Origin of the sequence: Streptomyces oryzae, assembly GCF_017676365.1 — a bacterium.
Lineage (GTDB): Bacteria > Actinomycetota > Actinomycetes > Streptomycetales > Streptomycetaceae > Streptomyces > Streptomyces oryzae.
Map to the genome: position 1 here is coordinate 1 of NZ_JADKMA010000146.1, position 19,557 is coordinate 19,557.

Consider the following 19,557-nt stretch of genomic DNA (forward strand, 5'->3'; position numbering starts at 1 on the left):
GCTCCGCCTCCGCCGCCCCCTCCCGCCCGCGGTCGAGGAAGCCGCCCGCCGTGTGGAGGGACCAGCGGTATGACGGATCCCGACCCGCGGGTGACGGTCGTCGTCATCACCCGCGACCGCAAGGAGGAGCTCCTCCGCACCCTCGACCTGCTCGCCCAACTGCCCGAGCGGCCCCGGGTGATCGTCGTGGACAACGCGTCGAGCGACGGGACCGCGGTCGCCGTACGCGCCCTCCAGGCGGCGCATCCGCAGATCGAGCTGCTGTCGCCGGGCCGCAACACCGGTGCGGTGGGCCGCAATCTGGCCGTACGCCAGGTCACCACCCCATATGTGGCCTTCTGCGACGACGACTCCTGGTGGGCGCCCGGCTCGCTGCGCGGCGCCGCCGACCGGCTGGACGCCCATCCGCGGCTGGCCGGTGTGGTCGCGCGGATCCTGGTCGAGCCGGAGGGTACGGAGGACCCGGTTGTCGCCGAGCTGCGCAACTCCCCGGTGCCGGGCCCCGACTGGCTGCCGGGCCCTGCGCTGGGCTCGTTCCTGGCGGCGGCGACCTGTCTGCGGGTCTCCACTTTCCGCGCGGCGGGCGGTTTCGAGCCCCGGCTGTGGCTCGGCGGTGAGGAGGAACTGCTCGCCACCGACCTGGCCGTACGCGGCTGGTGGCTGGCCTACGCCGAAGAGCTCACCATCCACCACGCGCCCTCCCGGCTGCGGGACGCCACCGGCAGGCGGGTGGACGGGCTGCGCAACACCCTCTGGTACACCTGGCTGCGCCGCCCCCTGCCTGCGGCGCTGCGCCGCACCTGGTACCTGGCCCGGACCGTGCCCCGCGACGCGGCCAGCGCCCGCGCCTTCACCCGGGCCGCCGCGGCGCTGCCCTGGGTGCTGGCCAACCGCCGCCCCGTACCCGCAACCGTCGAAGCCCGGCTGGCCGCACTGGAGCGCGCCCAGCGCCGGTCGGCGGCCCGCCGCTACGTGGGCTGACCCGCGGGCACCGGGCCGCGCGCGATGCGGAACCCCACGTCGTCCACCTGGAAGGTGGGGTGGCTGCGGCGCCGCGCCGAGGCACGGCAGCTCCAGTGCTCGTCGAACCAGCCGCCCCCGCGCAGCACCCGGTAGCTGCCGTAGACCTCGGGGTCGTAGCGGTCCCAGCACCAGTCCCAGACGTTGCCGAGCATGTCGTGGAGCCCCCATGCGTTGGGGCGCTTGCCGCCCACCTCGCGGAGGCGCTCCTGCGAGTTGCCGCGGTACCAGGCGATCTCGTCCAGCGGCCCGTAGCGCGGCCCTTCCGTACCGGCCCGGCAGGCGTGCTCCCACTCGGCCTCGGTCGGCAGCCGGTACCCGTCGGCGGCGCCGTCCCACTCGGCGCTCGCCTCGCCCGCGTCGTCGGTACCCAGGCGGTAGGCGGGCGCCAGCCCGGCCCGCAGCGAGAGGGCGTTGCAGAAGCGGACGGCGTCCCACCACGAGACGCTCTCCACGGGCAGCCGCTCCCCGCGCGCCGCGCTCGGCCGCCGACCGGTCACCCGCGCGTACAGGTCCTGGGTGACGGGGAACGCGGCGAGCTCGTACGGCGCGAGCCGGACCTGCCAACTGCGCTGCGTCCGCCGGTCCGACAGCGTCACCTGCCCCGCCGGAACGCTGATCATCTCCACCCGCGTCTGCGCCTCCATGGTCGAGCGAGCATACTGGCCGGTCGGTCTGTGGCAAACGTCGATATCCTGGACGCCCCCTCAAAGAGCGCGCGAGCGAGCGGCGAGACCGACGAGTCGAGGAGATCTCCATGGCCGAATCCCCCCTCGCCGAACGGCACGAGCCGCACGGCCCCCATGACCCGCGCGAGCTGCGCGACCCGCGCTCGGCGCTGCGCTACCCCCTCGACCCGCTGCGCTGGCGCGGCGACGACGGAACGCCGCTGCTCGTCTCCCTGGGACAGGCTCCGGCGCCCGGCGACATCGCCCTGGCCGACCGTTCGCTGTGGCGCTACCGCGCGGCGCTTCCCCTGCCGCCCGAGGCGCCGGGCATCAGCCTGGGGGAGGGGTGCACCCCGCTGCTGGAGCGGACCTGGAGCGGGCTCGACGTCGGCTTCAAACTGGAGTGGTTCAACCCCAGCGGGAGTTTCAAGGACCGCGGCAGCAGCGTGATGATCTCGGCGCTGGCCGCGCAGGGCGTCCGCCACGTGCTGGAGGACAGCTCCGGCAACGGCGGCTCGTCCGTCGCCGCGTACTGCGCCGCCGCCGGCATCGACGCCACCATCCTCGTGCCCGAACACACCTCACCGGCCAAGACGTTGCAGGCCACGGCCTACGGGGCGCGGGTCACCGAAGTCCCCGGCGACCGGGACGCGACGGCCGCCGAGGCACTGCGCCGCGCCGAGCACACGGTCTACGCCAGCCACAACTGGCATCCGTACTTCCTGGAGGGCACCAAGACGCTGGCGTACGAGATCTGGGAGGACCTCGGCTTCCGGGCCCCGGACGCGGTGGTCACCGTCGTCGGCGCGGGCAGCACCGTCCTCGGCTGCGATCTGGGCTTCACCGAACTGCTGGCCGCCGGCCGGATCGCGGCGCTGCCCCGCCTCCTGGTCGCCCAGCCCGCCAACTGCGCCCCGCTGCACGCCGCGTTCCACGCCGGTGCCGAGGCGCCGGTGCCCGCGCCGCCGGGCGGCTGGCGGCCGACGCTGGCCGAGGGCACGGCCATCAAGGAGCCGGTCAGGCTGCCCGAGGTACTGGCCGCCGTACGCCGCTCGGGCGGCACCATGGCCGCGATCCCGGAGGAGGACATCGCCTCCGCCGTACGCCGTCTCGCGGCCACCGGCCTGTACGCGGAGCCCACCAGCGCCACCGCGGCTGCCGCCGTCGATGTCTTCGCGACCCGCGGCGAGCTGCGGCCGGGCGGGACCACAGTGGTGATCCTCACCGGCTCGGCCCTCAAGGCACCCACCGCGATGACGACGATCGTCAAGGGGGCGGCGTAGGGCCGCCGCGCCCGCGCCACCCAGCGCACTACTGTTCACTGCTGCCGCACGGGCGGGCAGCTGCCGGTCTCCTCGCCGATGGAGTTGATCTCGGCATTGGGCCTGGGGTCCCCCGCGTAGTTGACCTGGTCGGTGCAGCTGACCCCCGGCTTCTTGGGGGTGCCCGACGGTGTCCCGCTCTTTTCCGGTGCCGGGCAGTTGCCGGTTCTCTCGCCGATGGTGTTGATGTCGGCGTTCGACCTGGGGTCGCCGGCGTAGTTGAGCTGGTCGGTGCAGCTGACCCCGGGCTTCTTGGGGGTGCCCGACTTGCCCGACTGCGCCTTGTGCGTCTTGTTGTTGGAGCCGCGGGCGTTCTTGGCTTTGGGGCGGTGGGACTGCGCATCGGCGGCGGGGGACTGCGGTGCACTCGCGGAGGCGGACGAGCCGGACCTGGAGGAGGAGGCTTTGTCCGTACCGGAGTTGTCGCAGGCCGTGAGCGCCAGGCTGGCAGCCACAGCGGCGAGGGCGAGCACGGGGAACTTACGAGCGGGCATGGTTGTCTCCTCGGAGAGCGGGCCGGCGTCTGACGGGCAGGGACCGGCATCTGGCGTACAGGGGGGCGGCTTTCGGCCCGATGGCGCACCGGACGCCGCAGCGCGGATGTCCTTGAGGACCGGCCGCGGCGCCCGGTGGCGGGAGTCACGAGCAGGACTTGAAGAACTGCTTCCAGCCGTCGCCGGGCATGGCCGGCGGCTCGCCCCACGTCCCGGTTTCGCCGTACTTCTGGTTCGCCCCGGCGTCCCAGCCCGCCAGGCCGCCGTCCGGCCGGGACAGGCGCACGTCCCGGTCCATCACACCGTCACCGGCGTTGTTGAGGACCGCGAGGTCCGGGTAGGCGTCGTCGTTGTAGCGGGCGATGCTCAGCTGCCGGACCTCGCCGTGGTCGCCGATGTCGGAGTGCACGGAGTCGGCGGACTGCAGGTTCGTGCGGTCGAGCGGGCCGGGACGGTATTCGGCGAGACGTGCCGTGGAGGGGTCGTCCCCGCCGGACGGCTCGACGATGTTGACGACCATGTCCAGGGTGCCGTCGTTCTGGAAGTCGGCGACCGCGGCGGCCGTGTCCTCCCCCTCCTTCGCGCCGACCAGGTCCCGGACGGCGGTCTTCTCGCCGAACGATCCGTCCGCCGAGCCCCACTGGATGGTCATCTCGGTGCCGGTGTGCCCGGGGTCGGCAATCTTGTCCGGGTTGCCGTCACCGTCGAGATCACCGATCAGCGTGGTCGCGTCGGCCAGACACGGTGCCGCTGCCGCCGCGCCCGTGCCGCCGGCCGCCGACGGCTCGGCCGCCCCCGCCTGATAGCCGGCGTAGGTCAGGGACAGCGCAACTGCCGCGAGCGGTGCGGCGATCCAACGTGAACGTGTGCGAAGCATCTCCAGGCTCCCTTTCCGTCGTGACTGGGAGATGTGATGCCGGCTCCGCCCCGCGAGTTCACGACCGGCCGCCGTGTGACGCGACTGTGACATCCGGGGAACGTGCCCAGACAGGGCAGCCCTCTCGTCCCAGAAGCACCTGGTGCGCACCGCAGCACCTGGTGCGCACCGCGCACGCCCGCTCCCCCTGCCGGGCCCCGGCAACGGAACCGCGGCGGGTTCTGCCGTGTCCCTCCCGTATACGGTCCCGGCTGCTGCGGGCAGAGTCGCCCGCAGCACAGAGCAGGACACGGCAGAACCCGGGCACGGTCAGGCGCCGTCCGGTGGACGAAGGGGGAATCCATGGCACAGGGTCCGCGGCGCGCGGTAAGTGCCCGCGAGAACGTGCGCAGAGTCGCTCAGGCTGTCGCCTCCGGCCGCGACGCACGCGAGGCGGCGGAGGAAGCGGTGCAGCAGCGTACCGGCGGCGGAGGCACGGAAGGCGGCGGCGCCGGCTCCGGTGAGCAGCAGTTCCGCGAGGACGGCATGAACCCGTCCGACTTTCCGGCAGCGCGGGAACAGGGCGGCTCCATCGAAACGGTCATGGAGCAGAAGTCCGTCCCCCTGGACGAGGCCGGCGAGGAGCTGAACCACAGCGGCCGGAGCCGCGAGGGCGGGCAGAAGGTGCACACCATCTGCCCGATGGTGCTGCCGCGGGGCCGCTCGTTCCTGAGCATGCTGCCGGTGTCGATGCTGCTGGTCATCGGGGTCGTCGGGCTGTCGGTCACCTCGGCGCTCTCGTCGTTCACCGGCAGCAGCGCGCTGACGAACCCGCTGTTCGGGGTGCACTACTGGGTGCTGGCGATCGGCGCGGTGGCGTTCGTGTGGTGGCGGCAGGGGATGGTGATGGTGCCCGACGGCTGCCAGGCGCTGATCACCCGGTTCGGCAAGCTCGAACAGGTGGTCGGCCCAGGGCGGGTGATCCTGCTCAACCCGTGGAAGCGCGTCTCGTACATCCTCAACACCACACGCGAGTACCCCTTCAACGCCCCCGTGCGGGAGGCACCGACCCGGGGCGGGGTCAAGGCGTCGATCGATCTGTTCATCCAGTTCCGGATCAGCGACCCGGTGGAGTTCGTCTACACACTCGGCGCGGTGCGCGGCTTCGAGGAGAAGCTGGGCAACGCGGTCAGCGAGACCATCCGCAGCCTCATCTACGAGCAGGAGGCCGCGGGGATCTACGACATGGTGGGCGAGGACACCGGGCGGCTGCTGGAGCAGCTCAACCAGCAGTTCCGTCCCGCCGTCGAGCTGACGAACGCCAACATCACGCACGCCGAGCCCTCCGACCAGGGCTACCGGATGGACCTGGCGGCACCCGAGATGGTGCGCGTCGCCAAGGAGGCGTACACCCATGAGTACGCGCTCCAGCTGCGCAAGGAGCAGGACGAGGGTGATCTGAGCAAGGAACTGGCGACCCGGCAGGAGGAGTTGTCCGCCATCCAGGCCGACATCGCCCAGTACCAGGCGCAGATGGACACCGCCGTCGAACGCGAGACCAACCGCGCCGAGGCACTGGCCCGCCAGCGCTACGTCCAGGCGGAGTCGGAGGCGAAGGCCAACGCGGCGCTGCTGGAGGCACAGGCGCTGGACATCCGCGCGGTGACGGCGGCTGAGGCCCCGGAGATCCTGGAGTACCGCTACGAGCAGCAGGTGCTCGACACCCTGGAGCAGGTCGCCGACCATCTGCCGCGGCTGATCCGGATCGGCGGCGGAGACGGCGCGGGCAACGGCGCCGCGGCCGGTGTCGACTTCCTCGCCCTGGCCAGGGAGCTGGTGGGCGAGCGCGATGCGGAGCTGTTCTCCGCGCAGGACGTGGCCGCCGTACGGGAGCGGCTCACCGAGGTCGCCGCACGGATCGCGGAGCGGGAAGCGGAGATCAGCACCCTGCGCGAGGCGCAGCAGCCGACCGTACCGGCAGGCGGGCACAGCGAGCACAACCAGCAGGACGGGGAGGCCGGTCAGTGAGCAGCGCACGTACCAACCACAGGTCCGTCATCACGGAAGAGGTGGCGCCCTGGAGCGAAATCCCGCATCTGCTGCGCGGCGGTGAGGCCGGCACCCTGGTGCCGGTGATCATCCCGAGGCACCGCCGCCGCGTCTGGTGGATGGTCCCGTTCTGGCTCGGGCTGCTCGCGGTGACCAGCGGCGTCATGGCAACGGCCCGGAGCGGCGACGGGGCCGCGGGCACGGCCTGGGACGCCTTCGCCGGCACCGCCTATGTCCTGGGTCTGGCCTCCCTGGTGGCGGGGGCGCTGTGGTGGTGGCGCTCGTCCATCGTCGAGATCGAACAGGGCACCACCGGCATCCTCACCCGCTACGGCGCCATCGTGCGCACCCTGGACCCGGGCCGGCACTATCTGTGGCACCCCTGGTCCCGCGTCGACTTCGTGGTGGACACCGCCACCGAGATTCCGTATTCGGCCCCGGTCGTCGCCTGCCCGACGCAGGAGAACGTGCCGCTGCGCGCCATCGACTTCTTCCTGAAGTTCCGCATCACGGACGCCGTGCTGTTCGTCCGCACCATCGGCGCCGGCAACTTCGACCTCGTACTCTCCAGCGCTGTGCAGGACGCCATCCGGCAGCGCGGACGCCGGGTGCGGACCGAGCGCGCCTACGATCTGCGCGGCTCCGATGTCGCCGACATGCAGGACCTGCTGAACCGTCAGCTCTCCCGTTACGGCGTGCGCATCACTGGGGCCAACATCCCCGATGTCCAGCTTCCGACGCAGTACCAGCAGCACCTGGCCACCCGCGAACGGGTCGCCAAGGAGTCCACGGCCTACGAGCAGGAATGGGGCCTGACGCGCAAGCGGCGGATCGACAGCCTGCAGATGGACATCGAGCGGGCGAAGAAGGTGCGGGACGCGCGGCTCGTGGAGGTCAAGGCCGCCCTCAACAAGGCACGCGAACAGGTCGCCCAGCTGCTGGAGGAACAGGAGACGCAGGCGCAGAAGGTGCGGTTCGAGATCGAGACGCGAGGCCGCAGCGGGCTGATCGCCGCCGAGAACGAGGCACGGGCACAGCGCCGGCTGGCCCAGGCGTACCGGGACAACCGCGCCGTCCTCCAGTACGAACTGGCCCGGCGCCGGCTGGAGGTGGGAGCCGCGCTCACCGGCCGGGCCCCGCGGCCCCTGGTCCTGCGCACCGACAGCAACTCCGGCACCGACACCTCCGCCCTCTCCACCCTGCTCGCCGCCAAACTCCTGCCCGGCACGGACCGCTCCGGCAACTCCCCGCGCTCAGCGGTCGAGGAAGTCGCCGGAGAACTGTGACCCGCCGATAGGAAGTCTTCCCGCCGATCCGATACGGGCCCACCCGGGACGCCGAATGGGCAGCGAGTTGGGCAGCAATGGAACGGCCGGCGTGTCGCCACGCCGGCCGTCCTGTCCTGCACTGGGCCGCTGACGACGGGACGTGCCGCGTCAGTGAGACCCCTTCAGCAACTGTCGAACCCGCGTCACCAGGCAGGGCTACCGCAGTAGCCTCCGGTCAGGCAGGCCCGGAAGTTGAGTCCGCTTATGCCGTAGAAGTCGGAGGAGAACGACTCCCCGTTGGCGGCGGTCTGGACCGATGTCCAGCCCCGGCCGGCCCATGATGCCTGGAGGATCACCCACTTGCCGTCGGTGGCGTGATCGTAGAACTTGCCGCTGTAGGTGCCGTCGTAGGTGCCCTTCGAGTTCTTGTGCCAGCTCCAGCAGACGTAGACCGAGCCCTTGCCGTTGCTTGTCCACAGAGTGGAGCAACTGCTGCCCTGAACTGAGACGGAACCCTGCTCGGCGGCCACAGCGCTGCCGGCGAAACCGGTGGTGAGAGCGGCTGCTGCTGCCATCGCAGCGATGAGCGATCGAACCTTGGCCATGCCATTCCCCTGACGTGATCACGGTCACTGATCTTGCCGGTGATGTGCTGTGCCGAGGATGCCGCTACCGCGAAGGCCGGGACATCCAGTCATGGTTTGGTCTTCGCCTCGATCCAGGACGGTAGTGCGCGAATCCATACAACTTCCGCAGTAGGCCGCAGTTTGGCCGAACCATGTCGATCCTGGCCGACACGGTTCGCTTCGGGTAAGCCGCCCACCGTGGTGCCGGGGTCGTGGTCGGGGAGGGCGCGCCCCAGCAGTCCGGCGCAGGCGCCGTGGGCGGCGCCGGGTACGTCAGGGCCGGTGACGTACAGCAGCACGACGGTGCTCCCTTGGAGCCCGTGCTCACGGAGCCTGCCTGTGCCGGCGGGCGTCACTTGCCCGTTGCGCCGGGAGGCGGTCGGCAGACGGCGGGGCGAGTCCGTACTGGGCGGCCTGGGCCTGGAACATCTCCCGGTAGAGACCGTCTCCCCGCGACATCAGCTGCTCGTGGGTGCCTTCTTCGACGATGCGGCCCTGGTCGAGGACGTAGATGTGGTCGGCCTTCGCGGTGGCGGCGAGCCGGTGGGTGACCAGGACGACGGCATGGCCGCTGTCGGCCAGGGACCACAGTCCCTCGAAGGCTTCGATCTCGGCGCGCGGGTCGAGCGCGGAGGTGGGTTCGTCGACGAGGAAGAAGGGGGCGTTGCGGTACCGGCTGCGGGCGTTGCCCAGCTTCTGCCACTGCCCTCCGGACAGTTGGACGCCGCGCTCGTATCCCTTGAAGCAGATCGAGTCCCAGCCGTGCGGCAGGCCCTCGATCAGGGCGCGTACGTCGGCGGCCTGCGCGGCCTGCCTGACCCGGGTCATGTCGCGGGGGTGGTCGCCGGCGCCGATGGCCACGTTGGTGGCGGCGGTCATCTCCCAGTGCGGGAAGTCCTGGGCGAGCAGTCCGACGGAGGCGAACACCTCGGCGCGGTCGGCGGCGCGCACCTCGACCCGCTCGCTGGGCTCGCCCTCCCACCACACCTTGCCGCTGGTGGGCAGCAGCAGGCCGGCGAGGATCTTGGTCAAGGTGGTCTTGCCCGAGCCGTTCGCGCCGACCAGCGCGGTCACCTGTCCCCGCCGCACCGACAGGCTCACCTCCTTCAGGGAGGGTGAGTTGGCGCCGGGGTAGGTGTAGGAGACGTTCTCCACGCGGACGGTCCGCACGGGAGACGGCAGCGAGGCGCCCGTGTGCGGGATGGCGTGCTGGGCGGCCAGTTCGGTGGCGTTCTTGGTGTCGGTGAGGAACAGCATCTCCTCATACAGCCGGTTGACCTGCTGGATGAGGGAGGTGAGCCGCGCGGTGGAGTTGCGGATGGCGACCACTGCCGTGCCGCCGACCGCCAGCGGGAGCCCGCCGCTGGTCAGCAGCCACCACAGCACCCCGTAACAGCCCAGCGACGCCAGCCCGGAGCCCGCCCCGGCGACCAGATCGGTGTGCGCCTGCGCCCGCGCCAGCCGCCGCTGCTCGGCCTCCATCTGCCGGGACATCTCCTCATAGCCGCCCAGCAGCTTCACCCCGGCACCGTGGGCGCGGATCTCACCGGCGGCATGCGGCCGAGTCAGATACGCCAGCAGCGAAGCGATGGCACGGCGGTGATCGACCCAGTGCAGCCGCGAGACATACTCACGGCGTGCCGAGCGCACCGCACCCCACCCCCTCGGGAGGGCGATGGCCAGCAGCATCGGCAGCAGCGCCCAGTGCAGGGACGCCAGCACGACAGCGGCGGCGACCATGCCGATGAGTACGTTGCTCACGCCCACCGACAGCCGCAGCATGTTCCGCGCGGAGTCGGTGCCGAACTTCCCCGCCTCCAGCGTGCGCTGCACCTCGGGCCGCTCGGTGGCCTCCACCTCGACGCGGGTGACGGCCTCGTAGTAGCGGGCGGAGACGGCCCGCTCGACCTGCGGCTCCAGCCGACCGGACATCGCCGTCGACCACGCCGCCAGCAGCGCCGCCCCCACCGACACCACCGCCAGCGCCACCAGGGCGGGGAGAGCGTCGCGCAGCTTGTCGGCGGTCGGGCCCTCGGCGAACAACTGGGTGAGGATGCCGTTGACCGCCACCAGGCCCCACGCAGCCGTCACCCCCTGCCCGACCTGTGCCGCCACGACACCGGCCAGCGCCCGCCGGTCCACGCTCCACCCGGTGCGCAACACCGTCCCCGCCATACGAGGCAGGGCCGCGGCCATCTGCCCGAACCCCATCCGGATCAGCGCGCCCTCGTGATGCACGAACGACCTGTCCCAGCGCAACCGGCCGCCGTACAGCTCGCGCTCCGCGTCCGAGATCCCGCCCGCCGTCAGGTCCGGCTTCCTTCGCAGTTTCATGCGCACCGCCCCTGCCCGGGGCGGACCATGGCGGGCCACGCGAGCACTGGAACTCGATGGCCTGTGGCGTCGTGTTCGCTCATGCCTTCCACCCTGCTTTCGCGGATGAGGCGTGGTGCGCGGCGGCGTCAACCTGGCGCCGGTCCTGCTCGATGTACCAGGCGGCAGGCCGGGAGTGTTCGATTTCAGTAGGGGTGGCCGTCGGGGCGGGCTCAGGATGCACGGTGTCCTCCGGTTGAGCGCGTGAGGCGTACTGGTGCTCCAAAAACGGCCCTCGGAGCGGTCCTGTAACGGGTCTGGGAGGGGCAGATCGTGAACAAACGTTCCCGAGCGGTGTCGAAGGCGGCGCACGCCTTGTCCCAGCGGTGTGGCATCACTCGAACAGCTCGGACCACCCTTTCGGGGTATTGCCGACGACGGTTGCGCGGGGCGTGCGGGCATGCCGGGGCTGGGCAGCGGTCCCCTGGTCGTCGCCGCGCCGGCTGTCAGCCCCGCCCAGACCGTCGTCATCGCCGTGCCGCCCCCCTCCGGGCATGAACTGGCCGCCTCCGCCTCGGCCACCACCTGGGTGCTGACCGCATTCATGCTCCCCAGCGCGGTGGCCACGCCGATCGCCGGCCGCCTCGGTGACCTGCTCGCCCACCGCCGCGTGCTGGTCGGCTGTCTGGGCTGCGGCCCCTGGTCACTGTGGCGTGCGCTGTCCCTCTCGCCGGCGTGCTGATGGGCGCCGCGCACGGGCCGGCGTTCGCATTCCCCGGGAACGTGATCGTGGCGGCCGCACCGCCGCCGGACGGGCGTGGCGACGGGCATCAACACCATTGTCCGCGCCGTCGACTGCGCCGTCGGCGCCCAGCCCGCCGTTACCGTCCTCGCCGCACACACCACCGCACTGGCCCAGCCGGACAGGCCCAGCCCCACCGAGGGCGCCTACAGCACCGGCTTCCTCATCCCTCACCTTCACCGCACCGCACCGCGCCGGCCCTCGCCCACGCTCCTCGCGGTCCGGAAAGCGCGGTCGCCGCCGACACGAACTCGCCTGCCGGACAATGCGGTCCATGAACCTGCGCCCCGAACTGCTGCCGCCGCCGGTCGGCCCGCGGCGGCTGGAGGAGATCAGCGGCGAGATCGAGCGGATCGCGGATCTGATCGCACGCGGTGAACCGGTGGACGACGCCGTCGCCGCCTTCGCGGAACGTACGGGGCACGCGTACACGGCCCTCGATTTCGCGGAGTACGACGGGTGGCGGGGCCTGGAGGACTTCGCGCGCGAGGCCGCCCGGCCGGCCCGTCCGAAGATCCCCGGCATCACCCGCGACGAACTCGTCGAGCTCGCCCGCAGAATCCTGGCCGCCGACCCGGAAACCGACTACTACCTGCGGCTGTTCGCGGCCAATGTGCCCCATCCACAAGCCGCCGACCTGCTCTTCCACCCTCCTGCCGAGCTACGGGGCGCCTCGGCCGAGGCGGTCACCGACGCCGCACTGAGCCACCGTGCGATCGCGCTGTGAGCAGCACCGGAAGGGCCAGGACCGCCGGGAGGATCACCGGGAGCGCCCGGAGCGTGGAACGTCACCGTGCGGGCGGGCCCCCGGCACCCGGCATGGCGGGGGCCACGACCGGGGTCCAGTCGCGGATGCCGGTGATCCGGACTCCCGGGGTGCGGTAGTACGGGTCGTCGGCCATGAGGGCTTCCAGTTCGGGGCGTTCGGCGTTGAAGATCAGCACCGCGCCGCTGTCGTCCGCCCAGGGTCCGGCGGCCAGGAGCGTGCCCTCGGCGTGCAGCTGGAGCAGGCGCTCCCGGTGGGCGGGGCGTGCGGCCAGGCGTTCCGGGCTGTCGGTGAAGGAGAGTTCGAGAATCAGCATGCCGCTGACGGTACGGTCGCGGTGTGAGCATGTCTGTATCGGTTGATACACCGGAGCAGTGGCGTTCGCTCAACCGCATACCGCTGCCGGCCTCCCTCCCGGACGGCACGTTGCGTCAGTTGTGGCACGGCTCCGTCCCCCATACGACAGCTGTTGCGGGTCCGGGGTGTCCGCCGCCCCCGGCAAGAAGTCGGTGGCGCCCCCGGCAGGAGCCACAAAACATGGCTGGTTCTGCAGATGGGGGTGACCTGCGCATTTGCGCAGAGTCGGCCCCGGACCCCGGGCCTCTCCCTGAGACCTCAACCAGGCAGGAACCGGGAACCACGTCTTGCTCCTGGACTCGGAGAGTCGAGTTCGACCTCCGGCGTGGATCAGGACCTGGCCCTGTCGCGGTCGTCAGGCGCGGTGGAGCCAGACCGCCGTGTCCGGTGGCAGCGTCCCGTCGTTGCCGAGTGGCTCGGATGCCAGGAGGGGCCGGCAGCCGTGGGGGAGGGGGATCGGCTGGTCGGAGAGGTTGAGTGCGCAGAGGAGGCCGGTTCCGCGTTGGAAGAGGAGTGTGCCATTGGGGCTGTCGATCCAGCAGAGTTCCTTGCTGGTGAGGTCGGGCAGGGTGCGGCGCAGGTGCAGGGCGGTGCGGTAGAGGTGGAGCATTGAGGTGGGGTCGGCCTGGTTGGCTTCGGCGGTGTGGGACTTCCAGTCCTCGGGCTGGGGCAGCCAGGGGGTGGATCCCTGTGGGCCGAAGCCGAACGGTGGGGTGTCGCCGGTCCAAGGGAGGGGGACGCGGCAGCCGTCACGGCCGCGGACGGTGTGGCCGGAGCGTTCCCAGGTGGGGTCCTGGAGGGCTTCTTCGGGGAGGTCATCGACTTCGTAGAGGCCCAGTTCCTCGCCCTGGTAGATGTACGCGCCGCCGGGCAGTGCCAGCATGAGCAGGGTCGCCGCGCGGGCGCGGCGGGTGCCGAGGGCGCGGTCGGAGGGGTGGCCCTCGTCGCGCATCGGGGCGGTGACGCCGGTGTAGGCGCGGCCGTAGCGGGTGACGTGGCGGGTTTCGTCATGGTTGGAGAGGACCCACGTGGCGGGGGCGCCGAGGACGGCGAGATCGGTAATGCTGCGGTCGATGACTTTCCGCAACTGATCTGCCTCCAAGGGGCACTTGAGGAAGTCGAAGTTGAAGGCGGTGTGCAGTTCGTCGTCGCGCAGGTAGTCGGCCAGGCGGCCGGGGCGGACGTGGGCCTCGGCGACGAAGACTCGGGGGTCGGGGTAGCTGTCGGCGATGGCGCGCCAGCTGCGGAAGATGGTGTGGATGTCTTCGCGGTCCCAGTGCGGGTGGTCTTCCTGGCCTTCCAGGGCCAGGACGGAGAATTCCGAAAGACCCAGGTCGGGCAGCGCGGGGTCCTTGACCATGCCGTGGGCGACATCGATGCGGAAGCCGTCAACGCCGAGGTCGAACCAGAAGCGGAGGATCGCTTCGAACTCGGCGCGGACCTGAGGGTTGTCCCAGTTCAGGTCCGGTTGTTCGGGGGCGAACAGGTGCAGGTACCACTGGCCGTCGTCGATGCGGGTCCAGGTGGGGCCGCCGAAGGCGGCGTGCCAGTCGTTCGGCGGCAGGGAGCCGTCCTCGCCCCTGCCGTCGCGGAAGATGTAGCGGTTCCGTTCCGGTGACCCCGGGCCTGCGGCCAGCGCCTGCCGGAACCAGGCATGTTGGTCGGAGGTGTGGTTGGGAACGATGTCGAGGATCACGCGCAGGCCGAGCTCGTGGGCCTCGGTGATCAGCCGGCGGGCCTCGTCGAGGGTGCCGTAAGCGGGGTGTATGTCGCGGTAGTCGGCAACGTCGTAGCCGCCGTCGGCCAGCGGGGAGGGATACCAGGGGTTGATCCAGATCGCGTCGATGCCGAGATCGGCCAGGTAGGGCAGGCGGGAGCGGAGGCCGGCGATGTCGCCGATTCCGTCGCCGTTGCCGTCGGCGAAGCTGCGTATGTAGACCTGGTAGATCACGGCGGAACGCCACCAGGCGTCAGGTGAGTTGCTCACGGTGCTCGGTTCCTGACTGTGCGAGGGGACATGTCGGTGTGACGTGTCGATGTGACAGGTGGGGATGGAGATACGCCGCAGATCGGCGGCGTGGCACGTGGTCTCAGCCCTTGACCGAGCCCTGGAGCAGCGCCTTGGCGAAGTGGCGTTGCAGGAACAGGAACACGATGATCGTGGGGGCCATGATCAGCAGTGCGCCGGCGTTCAGGAGCACCTGGTCGGTGCTGTATTTCGTGGTGAATGCCTGCAGGGCGCCGGCCATGGTGCGCTTGTTGGGGTCGTCGATGAGCACCAGGGCGAGCAGGAACTGGTTCCAGGTGGACAGGAACATCAACAGCGCCAGGGAAGCGATCGCGGGTCGCGCCAGCGGGAGATGGACGTGGCGCAGGGCCCGCAACGGACTGGCGCCGTCGATGCCGGCGGCTTCGGACAGTTCGCGGGGCACGTTGACGAAGTGTGCCCGCATCCAGAAGACCGCGAACGGCATGTTCATCCCGACCAGCGGCAGGATCAGCGCCCACTGGGTGCCGAGCAGGCCCATGGCCCTGACCTGTTCGTACAGCGGGACGATCACGATCTCGTACGGCAGGGTGAGCGTGAGGACGAGAACGGTGTAGAAGACGCGGCCGAGCGGGATGTCCAGTACGGCGATCGCGTAGGAGGCCATCGTGGAGATGACGATCGCGACGGGGACCACACCGAGCACGATCAGGGTGCTGGATTTCAGCAGAGTCGTGATGTTGGCGACGTTCCAGGCGTCGATGAAGTTGTGCCAGTGCGGATCGCTCGGCCAGCTCAGTCCGCTGGGGAGGGAGCCCTGGGGCGCCAGGGCGGCGCTGACCATGCTCAGCAGCGGCACCAGCGAGTACAGCGCGGCTGCCGCGATCAGCACCAGACCGGGTGCGCATCGGCGAAGTGTCCGTGTGGGCATGACGCTCTACTTCTCCCGGAACAGCCGCTGGAGCGGGGCGATGACGGCGATCACGATCAGGGTGAGGACCACGGCGAGCGCGGAGGCCGCGCCGAGGCGGTTGTCGTTGAACGCCAGGTTGTAGACGGCGACGCCGGGGACCATCGTCTGGGTGCCGGGGCCGCCCTGGGTGGCGAGGTAGACCACGTCGAAGCTGGCCAGTGCGGCGATGATGGTGATGGTGACGCAGACGCCGATCTCGTTGCGCAGTCCGGGCAGGGTGACGGCCCAGAACTGCCGGAGGGGCCCTGCCCCGTCGATACGGGCGGCCTCGTACAGGCTGCCGTCGATCTTTCCGATACCTGCCAGCAGGAGCATCGTGCACAGTCCGGTGGACAGCCAGGTTCCGATGAAGCCGACCGCGGTCAAGGCCCAGGCGAAGTCGCCCAACCAGGGGCGGGCGAGGCCGTCGAGGCCGATGGCGCGGAGCAGTTGGTTGACCACGCCGTTGTCCGAGTACATCCACATCCAGGCCACGCCGGCGGCGGCCCCGGGGATGATCTGGGGCAGGAACAGCAGGGTGCGGGCCAGAGCGCCGGTGAAGCGTCCCTGGAGCTGCCGCAGCACCGAGGCGGTGATCAGGGCCAGGAGCACCGGCAGGACGGTGAAGAAGAGGATCAGGTAGAAGGCATGGAGCAGCGAGTTGAGCTGCTCGGAGTCGGTGAAGACCTCGCTGTAGTTCTTCAGGCCCACCCAGGTGGAGGCGCCGACTCCGTCCCAGTCGTAGAAGGAGTACTGGATCGACAGCAGGACAGGGCGGGCGTTGAAGACGGCGTAGAAGGCGAGTGCGGGCAGGGCGAACAGCCAGCCGGCCCACCGCCGGGCCCGGAGCCTGCGGCGGTGGCGGCTCCGGGAGCCGGAAGCGCCCTGCTTCCGGCTGAGGCCGGGCGACTTGGTCAATTCCATGGTGTCAGTTGCTCTTGAGGGCGTCGGCGTACGTGCTCTGCAGGGTCTTGACCATCGCGGTCGGGGTGACCTTGCCGGAGACCAGCAGTTGGAGCTGCTGGGTGAGCTTGGTGTTGACCTCGGGTGCGGAGTTCTGCAGCCAGCTGTCGAAGCCGTTGTCGGCGGCGATCGCCGCGTAACCGGTCTGGATCTGCTTGGTCAGCGTGCCTGACAACGACGGCTCGGCCTTGCTGTCCGCACCGGGCGTCAGCGCGGCGTACCCGTTGCCGACCGCGATCTTCGCGGCTTCGGGGGTGGTGAGGAAGTTCAGGAACAGCCCTGCGGCGTCCTTCTTCTTGGAGCGCGCGGCGATCGAGAAGGCGAGGGTGTTGTTGGTCATCCCGGCGTACATGCCGCCCTTCTTCGCGGGCGGCATCGGGAACACCCCGTACTTGCCCTTGAAGTTCTTGTCCAGGGTCTGCGTGATCCAGCTGCCCTGGAAGAAGAACAGCCCCTTGCCGCCGGTGAACTTGCCGTACGACGCCTCCTGGTTGAGGGCGTTGACGTCGGAGGCGAAGTACCCCGCCTTGATCCACTTGTGCAGCGTCTTGGTGGCCTGCACCGCCGCCGGGGTCTGCAGGGTCGCGCCCGGCTTGCGGTACACGAGGTCGCTGAGTTCCTGGGCGCCCATGTAGTCGCCGAGCAGCAGGTTGTAGAGGTGGCCGATCAGTCCGTCCTGGTTGGAGGCCACGATCGGGGTGATCCCGGACTTCTTAGCCTTGGCCATGACCGCTTCGAGCTCACCGATGCTCCGGGGCGGCGTCTTCATACCGACCTTGGCAGCCAGTTTCTTGTTGTAGAAGACGCCGGTCAGCGGCCCGGCCGAACCGCCTGCCTGATACAGCGGACCTGAACCGACCACGCCGTTCGACACCCGCCCCGGCGCCAGCGCCGATGCCGGAACCTTGTCGCTCCAGCCGTACGCCTTGTCGTAGGCATCGAGATTGGTCAGCAGGCCGTCCTTGACGCCGCCGCGGAGGTCGTAGGGCTGCACGATGTCGGGCGCAGAGTCGGAGGCGAGCACCCTCGGCAGCACGGTATTGAAGTTGTTGTCCGACTCCACCCGCAGCTTCACCTTGATCTTCGGGTACTTGCGTTGGAAAGCGTCGGCCAGGTCCTGCTCGTACGCCTCGAGGCCCGCCGCTGAGAACAGGGTCAGCGTCGTAGGCGTGTTGGCGACCGCGGTGTTCACGGCGGTCGGAGTGGCATCGGCCGACGAGCCGGAGCGTGACCCCGGACCGCTGCAGGCCGCCAGCGTGACGAGCGCCGACCCGGCAGCGACGGCCACCAGCGAGGCGCGCCTGCGCTTGCCGACGGCACCGGTGGCTGATCTGGCCGGGGAGGTTGTGGAGTGCGCAAGCATGATGCCTCCTCGCATCCGTGCGGCTGCCGCTCACGGTCGGCAGACGGAGTCTCGGCGTGCTTCCCGGAGGGCCGCGGGGAGGTGGCGGGCTCGTTTCGGAAGCGTTTCCGTTGCCGAAAGACTGAGCACCCACGCCCGGGCTGTCAAGTAACGGAACCGCAACGCCATATTGACCTGCTGGAACGATGAAGGGTTGGGGAGATCAGCTGTCGGCCACGATGAAACCTTCGGAACCCTTCCGAGAGATCTATGGAAGCGTTTCCGATCGTGGGTTAACCTTCCGGCATGCCGCAGAGCTCCCGGAAGATCAACATGGCGAACGTGGCCCGCAAGGCCGGCGTCTCGATGGCCACTGCCTCGCGCGCACTCAACAACGAGAACGGTGTCGCCGAAGCCACCCGCCGACGCGTCCTCGCCGTCGCCGAGGAGCTCTCCTACGTGGTCTCACCCGAGGCATCCCGCCTGGCGGGCGGTGCCACCGGCCGGGTCGCGGTGGTCGTGCCGCACATCTCCCGCTGGTTCTTCGCCACCCTCCTGGAAGGGCTGGAGTCGGTCCTGCGCGGCGCCGAGCTCGACGTACTGCTCTACCACGTCGACGGCATCGAGGACCGGCACGACTTCTTCCACCGCCTGCCCGCCCGGCGCAAAGTCGACGCCGTCGTCGTCCTCGCCTTCCCCGTCGGAGAAGAGGAACAGCGACGGCTCGAACTCATGGGCGTCACCATCATCGCCGCAGGCCACCAGCACGCGCCCTACCCCAATGTGTCCATCGACGACGCGACCGCCGGCCGACAGGCCATGGACCATCTGATCTTCCTGGGCCACCGCCGCATCGCCATGATCGCCGCCGTCGACCCCGACCAGCCCGACGAGGTACAACCGTCCGGCCGCTCCAACGCGTACTACGCTGCCCTGCGCGACGCCGGCATCCCCACCGACGAACGCCTTGTCGTCACCGTCGACTGGGGCGGCACCGCAGGAGCCGACGCCATGGCCGAGCTGCTCAGCCAGCCCGAGCCGCCCACCGCCGTCTATGCCCACTCCGACGAAGTCGCCCTCGGCGCCGTCCGCACCCTGCGCCGCGCCGGCCTGCGCATCCCCGAGGACATCTCCGTCATCGGCATCGACGACCACCCCGTCGCCGAACTCACCGACCTCACCACCGTCCGCCAGCCCGTCCGTGAACAAGGGGAACTGGCCGGACGCATGCTCCTGAAGATCCTGCGCGGCGAAGAGACCGACCACGACGTCGTCGTGCCCACTCAGCTCGTCATACGGGGCAGCACGGCACCACCGCGCCCGTAGCCGCAACGGTGAGCTCTTGGCCGGGACGGACCTCACGGCCCAGAACTCCCCAGGTTTCCGGAAGTCCGCATCGGAGCAGATGGCGCGAGGTGCCCAGAAACAGCCCGGGCGCCGGTCCGCTCCGGCGGTGACCGGTTCCGGAGGCACCAGGTCAGGGACGTGGTACGCGAAAGCGGGTCGGCCCCTGAGCGGTTTCGGCGGCCGGTTTGGGAGCTTCTTTGGAGCCGCCTTCGAGATCGGCCGGCAGGACCGGCCAGGACGCCCGATACCTATGAGCCGTCACGCGACGGCCTGCTGACGCCATCGAGCTCGTGCTCACGCAGCGCAGCCCGTTCGCCCTGGTCCACCACGAGGCCCCAATGGCGCTCCCGCTGACCCTGGTTGGTCAGGTACTGGCAGCCTGCCGACGCGGGCAGCTGGGCGAGGGGGCGGGGTGGGGTCGGTCC

General features: G+C 70.4%; 18 protein-coding genes. 7 read left to right on the forward strand and 11 right to left on the reverse strand.

Going from position 1 to position 19,557, the window contains the following annotated elements:
- The first annotated feature begins 69 nt into the window (after positions 1 to 69).
- Positions 70 to 981 carry a glycosyltransferase family 2 protein gene (locus ITI46_RS24310; protein ID WP_209241862.1) on the forward strand — a complete coding sequence of 304 codons (912 nt, stop codon included), beginning with the start codon at positions 70 to 72 and terminating at the stop codon, positions 979 to 981.
- Here ITI46_RS24310 and ITI46_RS24315 read toward each other — a convergent pair.
- Positions 969 to 1,667 carry a formylglycine-generating enzyme family protein gene (locus ITI46_RS24315; RefSeq protein WP_247746511.1) on the reverse strand — a complete coding sequence of 233 codons (699 nt, stop codon included), beginning with the start codon at positions 1,665 to 1,667 and terminating at the stop codon, positions 969 to 971. The two genes, ITI46_RS24310 and ITI46_RS24315, sit on opposite strands and share 13 nt — an antisense overlap.
- Positions 1,668 to 1,777: 110 nt before the next feature.
- Here ITI46_RS24315 and ITI46_RS24320 point away from each other — a divergent pair, with 110 nt between their 5' ends.
- Positions 1,778 to 2,971 carry a threonine synthase gene (locus ITI46_RS24320; protein ID WP_209241863.1) on the forward strand — a complete coding sequence of 398 codons (1,194 nt, stop codon included), beginning with the start codon at positions 1,778 to 1,780 and terminating at the stop codon, positions 2,969 to 2,971.
- 35 nt (positions 2,972 to 3,006) lie between these two features.
- Here ITI46_RS24320 and ITI46_RS24325 read toward each other — a convergent pair whose 3' ends face one another.
- The gene (locus tag ITI46_RS24325; protein WP_209241864.1) at positions 3,007 to 3,504 is read right to left on the reverse strand and encodes a hypothetical protein; all 498 of its coding nucleotides are present in this window, start codon (positions 3,502 to 3,504) and stop codon (positions 3,007 to 3,009) included.
- A 145-nt stretch (positions 3,505 to 3,649) separates the two neighbouring features.
- The gene (locus tag ITI46_RS24330) at positions 3,650 to 4,381 is read right to left on the reverse strand and encodes an FG-GAP repeat domain-containing protein (protein ID WP_209241865.1); all 732 of its coding nucleotides are present in this window, start codon (positions 4,379 to 4,381) and stop codon (positions 3,650 to 3,652) included.
- 342 nt (positions 4,382 to 4,723) lie between these two features.
- Between ITI46_RS24330 and ITI46_RS24335 the strand changes: the two genes are divergently transcribed.
- Both ITI46_RS24335 and ITI46_RS24340 read left to right on the forward strand, forming a co-directional pair.
- Positions 4,724 to 6,388 (forward strand): SPFH domain-containing protein, encoded by a 1,665-nt coding sequence (locus ITI46_RS24335; RefSeq protein WP_209241866.1) that lies wholly within the window; start codon positions 4,724 to 4,726, stop codon positions 6,386 to 6,388.
- Positions 6,385 to 7,695, forward strand: a complete 1,311-nt coding sequence (locus ITI46_RS24340; protein ID WP_209241867.1) for an SPFH domain-containing protein — start codon at positions 6,385 to 6,387, stop codon at positions 7,693 to 7,695. Before ITI46_RS24335 ends, ITI46_RS24340 begins: the two co-directional genes overlap by 4 nt.
- 185 nt (positions 7,696 to 7,880) lie before the next feature.
- Here ITI46_RS24340 and ITI46_RS24345 read toward each other — a convergent pair whose 3' ends face one another.
- The 3 genes from ITI46_RS24345 to ITI46_RS24355 form a co-directional block, all read right to left on the reverse strand.
- Entirely contained in the window at positions 7,881 to 8,282 is a 402-nt protein-coding gene (locus tag ITI46_RS24345; protein WP_209241868.1) for a hypothetical protein, read from the reverse strand.
- 89 nt (positions 8,283 to 8,371) lie between these two features.
- Positions 8,372 to 8,602, reverse strand: coding sequence for a hypothetical protein (locus ITI46_RS35860; RefSeq protein WP_209241869.1), 231 nt, complete (start codon positions 8,600 to 8,602; stop codon positions 8,372 to 8,374).
- 25 nt (positions 8,603 to 8,627) lie between these two features.
- Positions 8,628 to 10,637 carry an ABC transporter ATP-binding protein gene (locus ITI46_RS24355; protein ID WP_209241870.1) on the reverse strand — a complete coding sequence of 670 codons (2,010 nt, stop codon included), beginning with the start codon at positions 10,635 to 10,637 and terminating at the stop codon, positions 8,628 to 8,630.
- A gap of 439 nt (positions 10,638 to 11,076) precedes the next feature.
- Between ITI46_RS24355 and ITI46_RS24360 the strand changes: the two genes are divergently transcribed.
- Together ITI46_RS24360 and ITI46_RS24365 are read left to right on the forward strand one after the other, a co-directional pair.
- Positions 11,077 to 11,358: an MFS transporter gene (locus tag ITI46_RS24360; protein WP_209241871.1), complete on the forward strand. Its 282-nt coding sequence runs from the start codon at positions 11,077 to 11,079 to the stop codon at positions 11,356 to 11,358.
- A 334-nt stretch (positions 11,359 to 11,692) separates the two neighbouring features.
- Positions 11,693 to 12,145, forward strand: coding sequence for a bacteriocin immunity protein (locus ITI46_RS24365; RefSeq protein WP_247746512.1), 453 nt, complete (start codon positions 11,693 to 11,695; stop codon positions 12,143 to 12,145).
- 61 nt (positions 12,146 to 12,206) lie between these two features.
- On the opposite strand, the gene ITI46_RS24370 is transcribed toward ITI46_RS24365, so the two are convergent.
- The 5 genes from ITI46_RS24370 to ITI46_RS24390 all read right to left on the reverse strand — a co-directional run bounded on the left by ITI46_RS24370 (position 12,207) and on the right by ITI46_RS24390 (position 17,806).
- Positions 12,207 to 12,500 carry a YciI family protein gene (locus ITI46_RS24370; protein WP_209241873.1) on the reverse strand — a complete coding sequence of 98 codons (294 nt, stop codon included), beginning with the start codon at positions 12,498 to 12,500 and terminating at the stop codon, positions 12,207 to 12,209.
- A gap of 396 nt (positions 12,501 to 12,896) precedes the next feature.
- Entirely contained in the window at positions 12,897 to 14,528 is a 1,632-nt protein-coding gene (locus ITI46_RS24375; RefSeq protein WP_209241874.1) for a glycoside hydrolase family 13 protein, read from the reverse strand.
- Between the two features lie 103 nt (positions 14,529 to 14,631).
- A complete protein-coding gene (locus ITI46_RS24380) occupies positions 14,632 to 15,459 on the reverse strand; it encodes a carbohydrate ABC transporter permease (protein ID WP_209241875.1) in 828 nt (275 codons plus the stop codon).
- A gap of 6 nt (positions 15,460 to 15,465) precedes the next feature.
- Entirely contained in the window at positions 15,466 to 16,404 is a 939-nt protein-coding gene (locus ITI46_RS24385; RefSeq protein ID WP_209241876.1) for a carbohydrate ABC transporter permease, read from the reverse strand.
- A 4-nt stretch (positions 16,405 to 16,408) separates the two neighbouring features.
- Positions 16,409 to 17,806, reverse strand: a complete 1,398-nt coding sequence (locus ITI46_RS24390; protein WP_209241877.1) for an ABC transporter substrate-binding protein — start codon at positions 17,804 to 17,806, stop codon at positions 16,409 to 16,411.
- Between the two features lie 285 nt (positions 17,807 to 18,091).
- Between ITI46_RS24390 and ITI46_RS24395 the strand changes: the two genes are divergently transcribed.
- Positions 18,092 to 19,111: a LacI family DNA-binding transcriptional regulator gene (locus tag ITI46_RS24395; protein ID WP_209241878.1), complete on the forward strand. Its 1,020-nt coding sequence runs from the start codon at positions 18,092 to 18,094 to the stop codon at positions 19,109 to 19,111.
- Positions 19,112 to 19,557 lie beyond the last annotated feature (446 nt).

What these genes read in the sequence shown, in the direction of transcription:
- ITI46_RS24310 (WP_209241862.1), top strand. Translation starts at nt 70, where the DNA reads ATGACGGATCCCGACCCGCGGGTGACGGTCGTCGTCATCACCCGCGAC.
- ITI46_RS24315 (WP_247746511.1), bottom strand. Translation starts at nt 1,667, where the DNA reads ATGGAGGCGCAGACGCGGGTGGAGATGATCAGCGTTCCGGCGGGGCAG.
- ITI46_RS24320 (WP_209241863.1), top strand. Translation starts at nt 1,778, where the DNA reads ATGGCCGAATCCCCCCTCGCCGAACGGCACGAGCCGCACGGCCCCCAT.
- ITI46_RS24325 (WP_209241864.1), bottom strand. Translation starts at nt 3,504, where the DNA reads ATGCCCGCTCGTAAGTTCCCCGTGCTCGCCCTCGCCGCTGTGGCTGCC.
- ITI46_RS24330 (WP_209241865.1), bottom strand. Translation starts at nt 4,381, where the DNA reads ATGCTTCGCACACGTTCACGTTGGATCGCCGCACCGCTCGCGGCAGTT.
- ITI46_RS24335 (WP_209241866.1), top strand. Translation starts at nt 4,724, where the DNA reads ATGGCACAGGGTCCGCGGCGCGCGGTAAGTGCCCGCGAGAACGTGCGC.
- ITI46_RS24345 (WP_209241868.1), bottom strand. Translation starts at nt 8,282, where the DNA reads ATGGCCAAGGTTCGATCGCTCATCGCTGCGATGGCAGCAGCAGCCGCT.
- ITI46_RS24355 (WP_209241870.1), bottom strand. Translation starts at nt 10,637, where the DNA reads ATGAAACTGCGAAGGAAGCCGGACCTGACGGCGGGCGGGATCTCGGAC.
- ITI46_RS24360 (WP_209241871.1), top strand. Translation starts at nt 11,077, where the DNA reads ATGCCGGGGCTGGGCAGCGGTCCCCTGGTCGTCGCCGCGCCGGCTGTC.
- ITI46_RS24365 (WP_247746512.1), top strand. Translation starts at nt 11,693, where the DNA reads ATGAACCTGCGCCCCGAACTGCTGCCGCCGCCGGTCGGCCCGCGGCGG.
- ITI46_RS24370 (WP_209241873.1), bottom strand. Translation starts at nt 12,500, where the DNA reads ATGCTGATTCTCGAACTCTCCTTCACCGACAGCCCGGAACGCCTGGCC.
- ITI46_RS24380 (WP_209241875.1), bottom strand. Translation starts at nt 15,459, where the DNA reads ATGCCCACACGGACACTTCGCCGATGCGCACCCGGTCTGGTGCTGATC.
- ITI46_RS24385 (WP_209241876.1), bottom strand. Translation starts at nt 16,404, where the DNA reads ATGGAATTGACCAAGTCGCCCGGCCTCAGCCGGAAGCAGGGCGCTTCC.
- ITI46_RS24390 (WP_209241877.1), bottom strand. Translation starts at nt 17,806, where the DNA reads ATGCTTGCGCACTCCACAACCTCCCCGGCCAGATCAGCCACCGGTGCC.
- ITI46_RS24395 (WP_209241878.1), top strand. Translation starts at nt 18,092, where the DNA reads ATGCCGCAGAGCTCCCGGAAGATCAACATGGCGAACGTGGCCCGCAAG.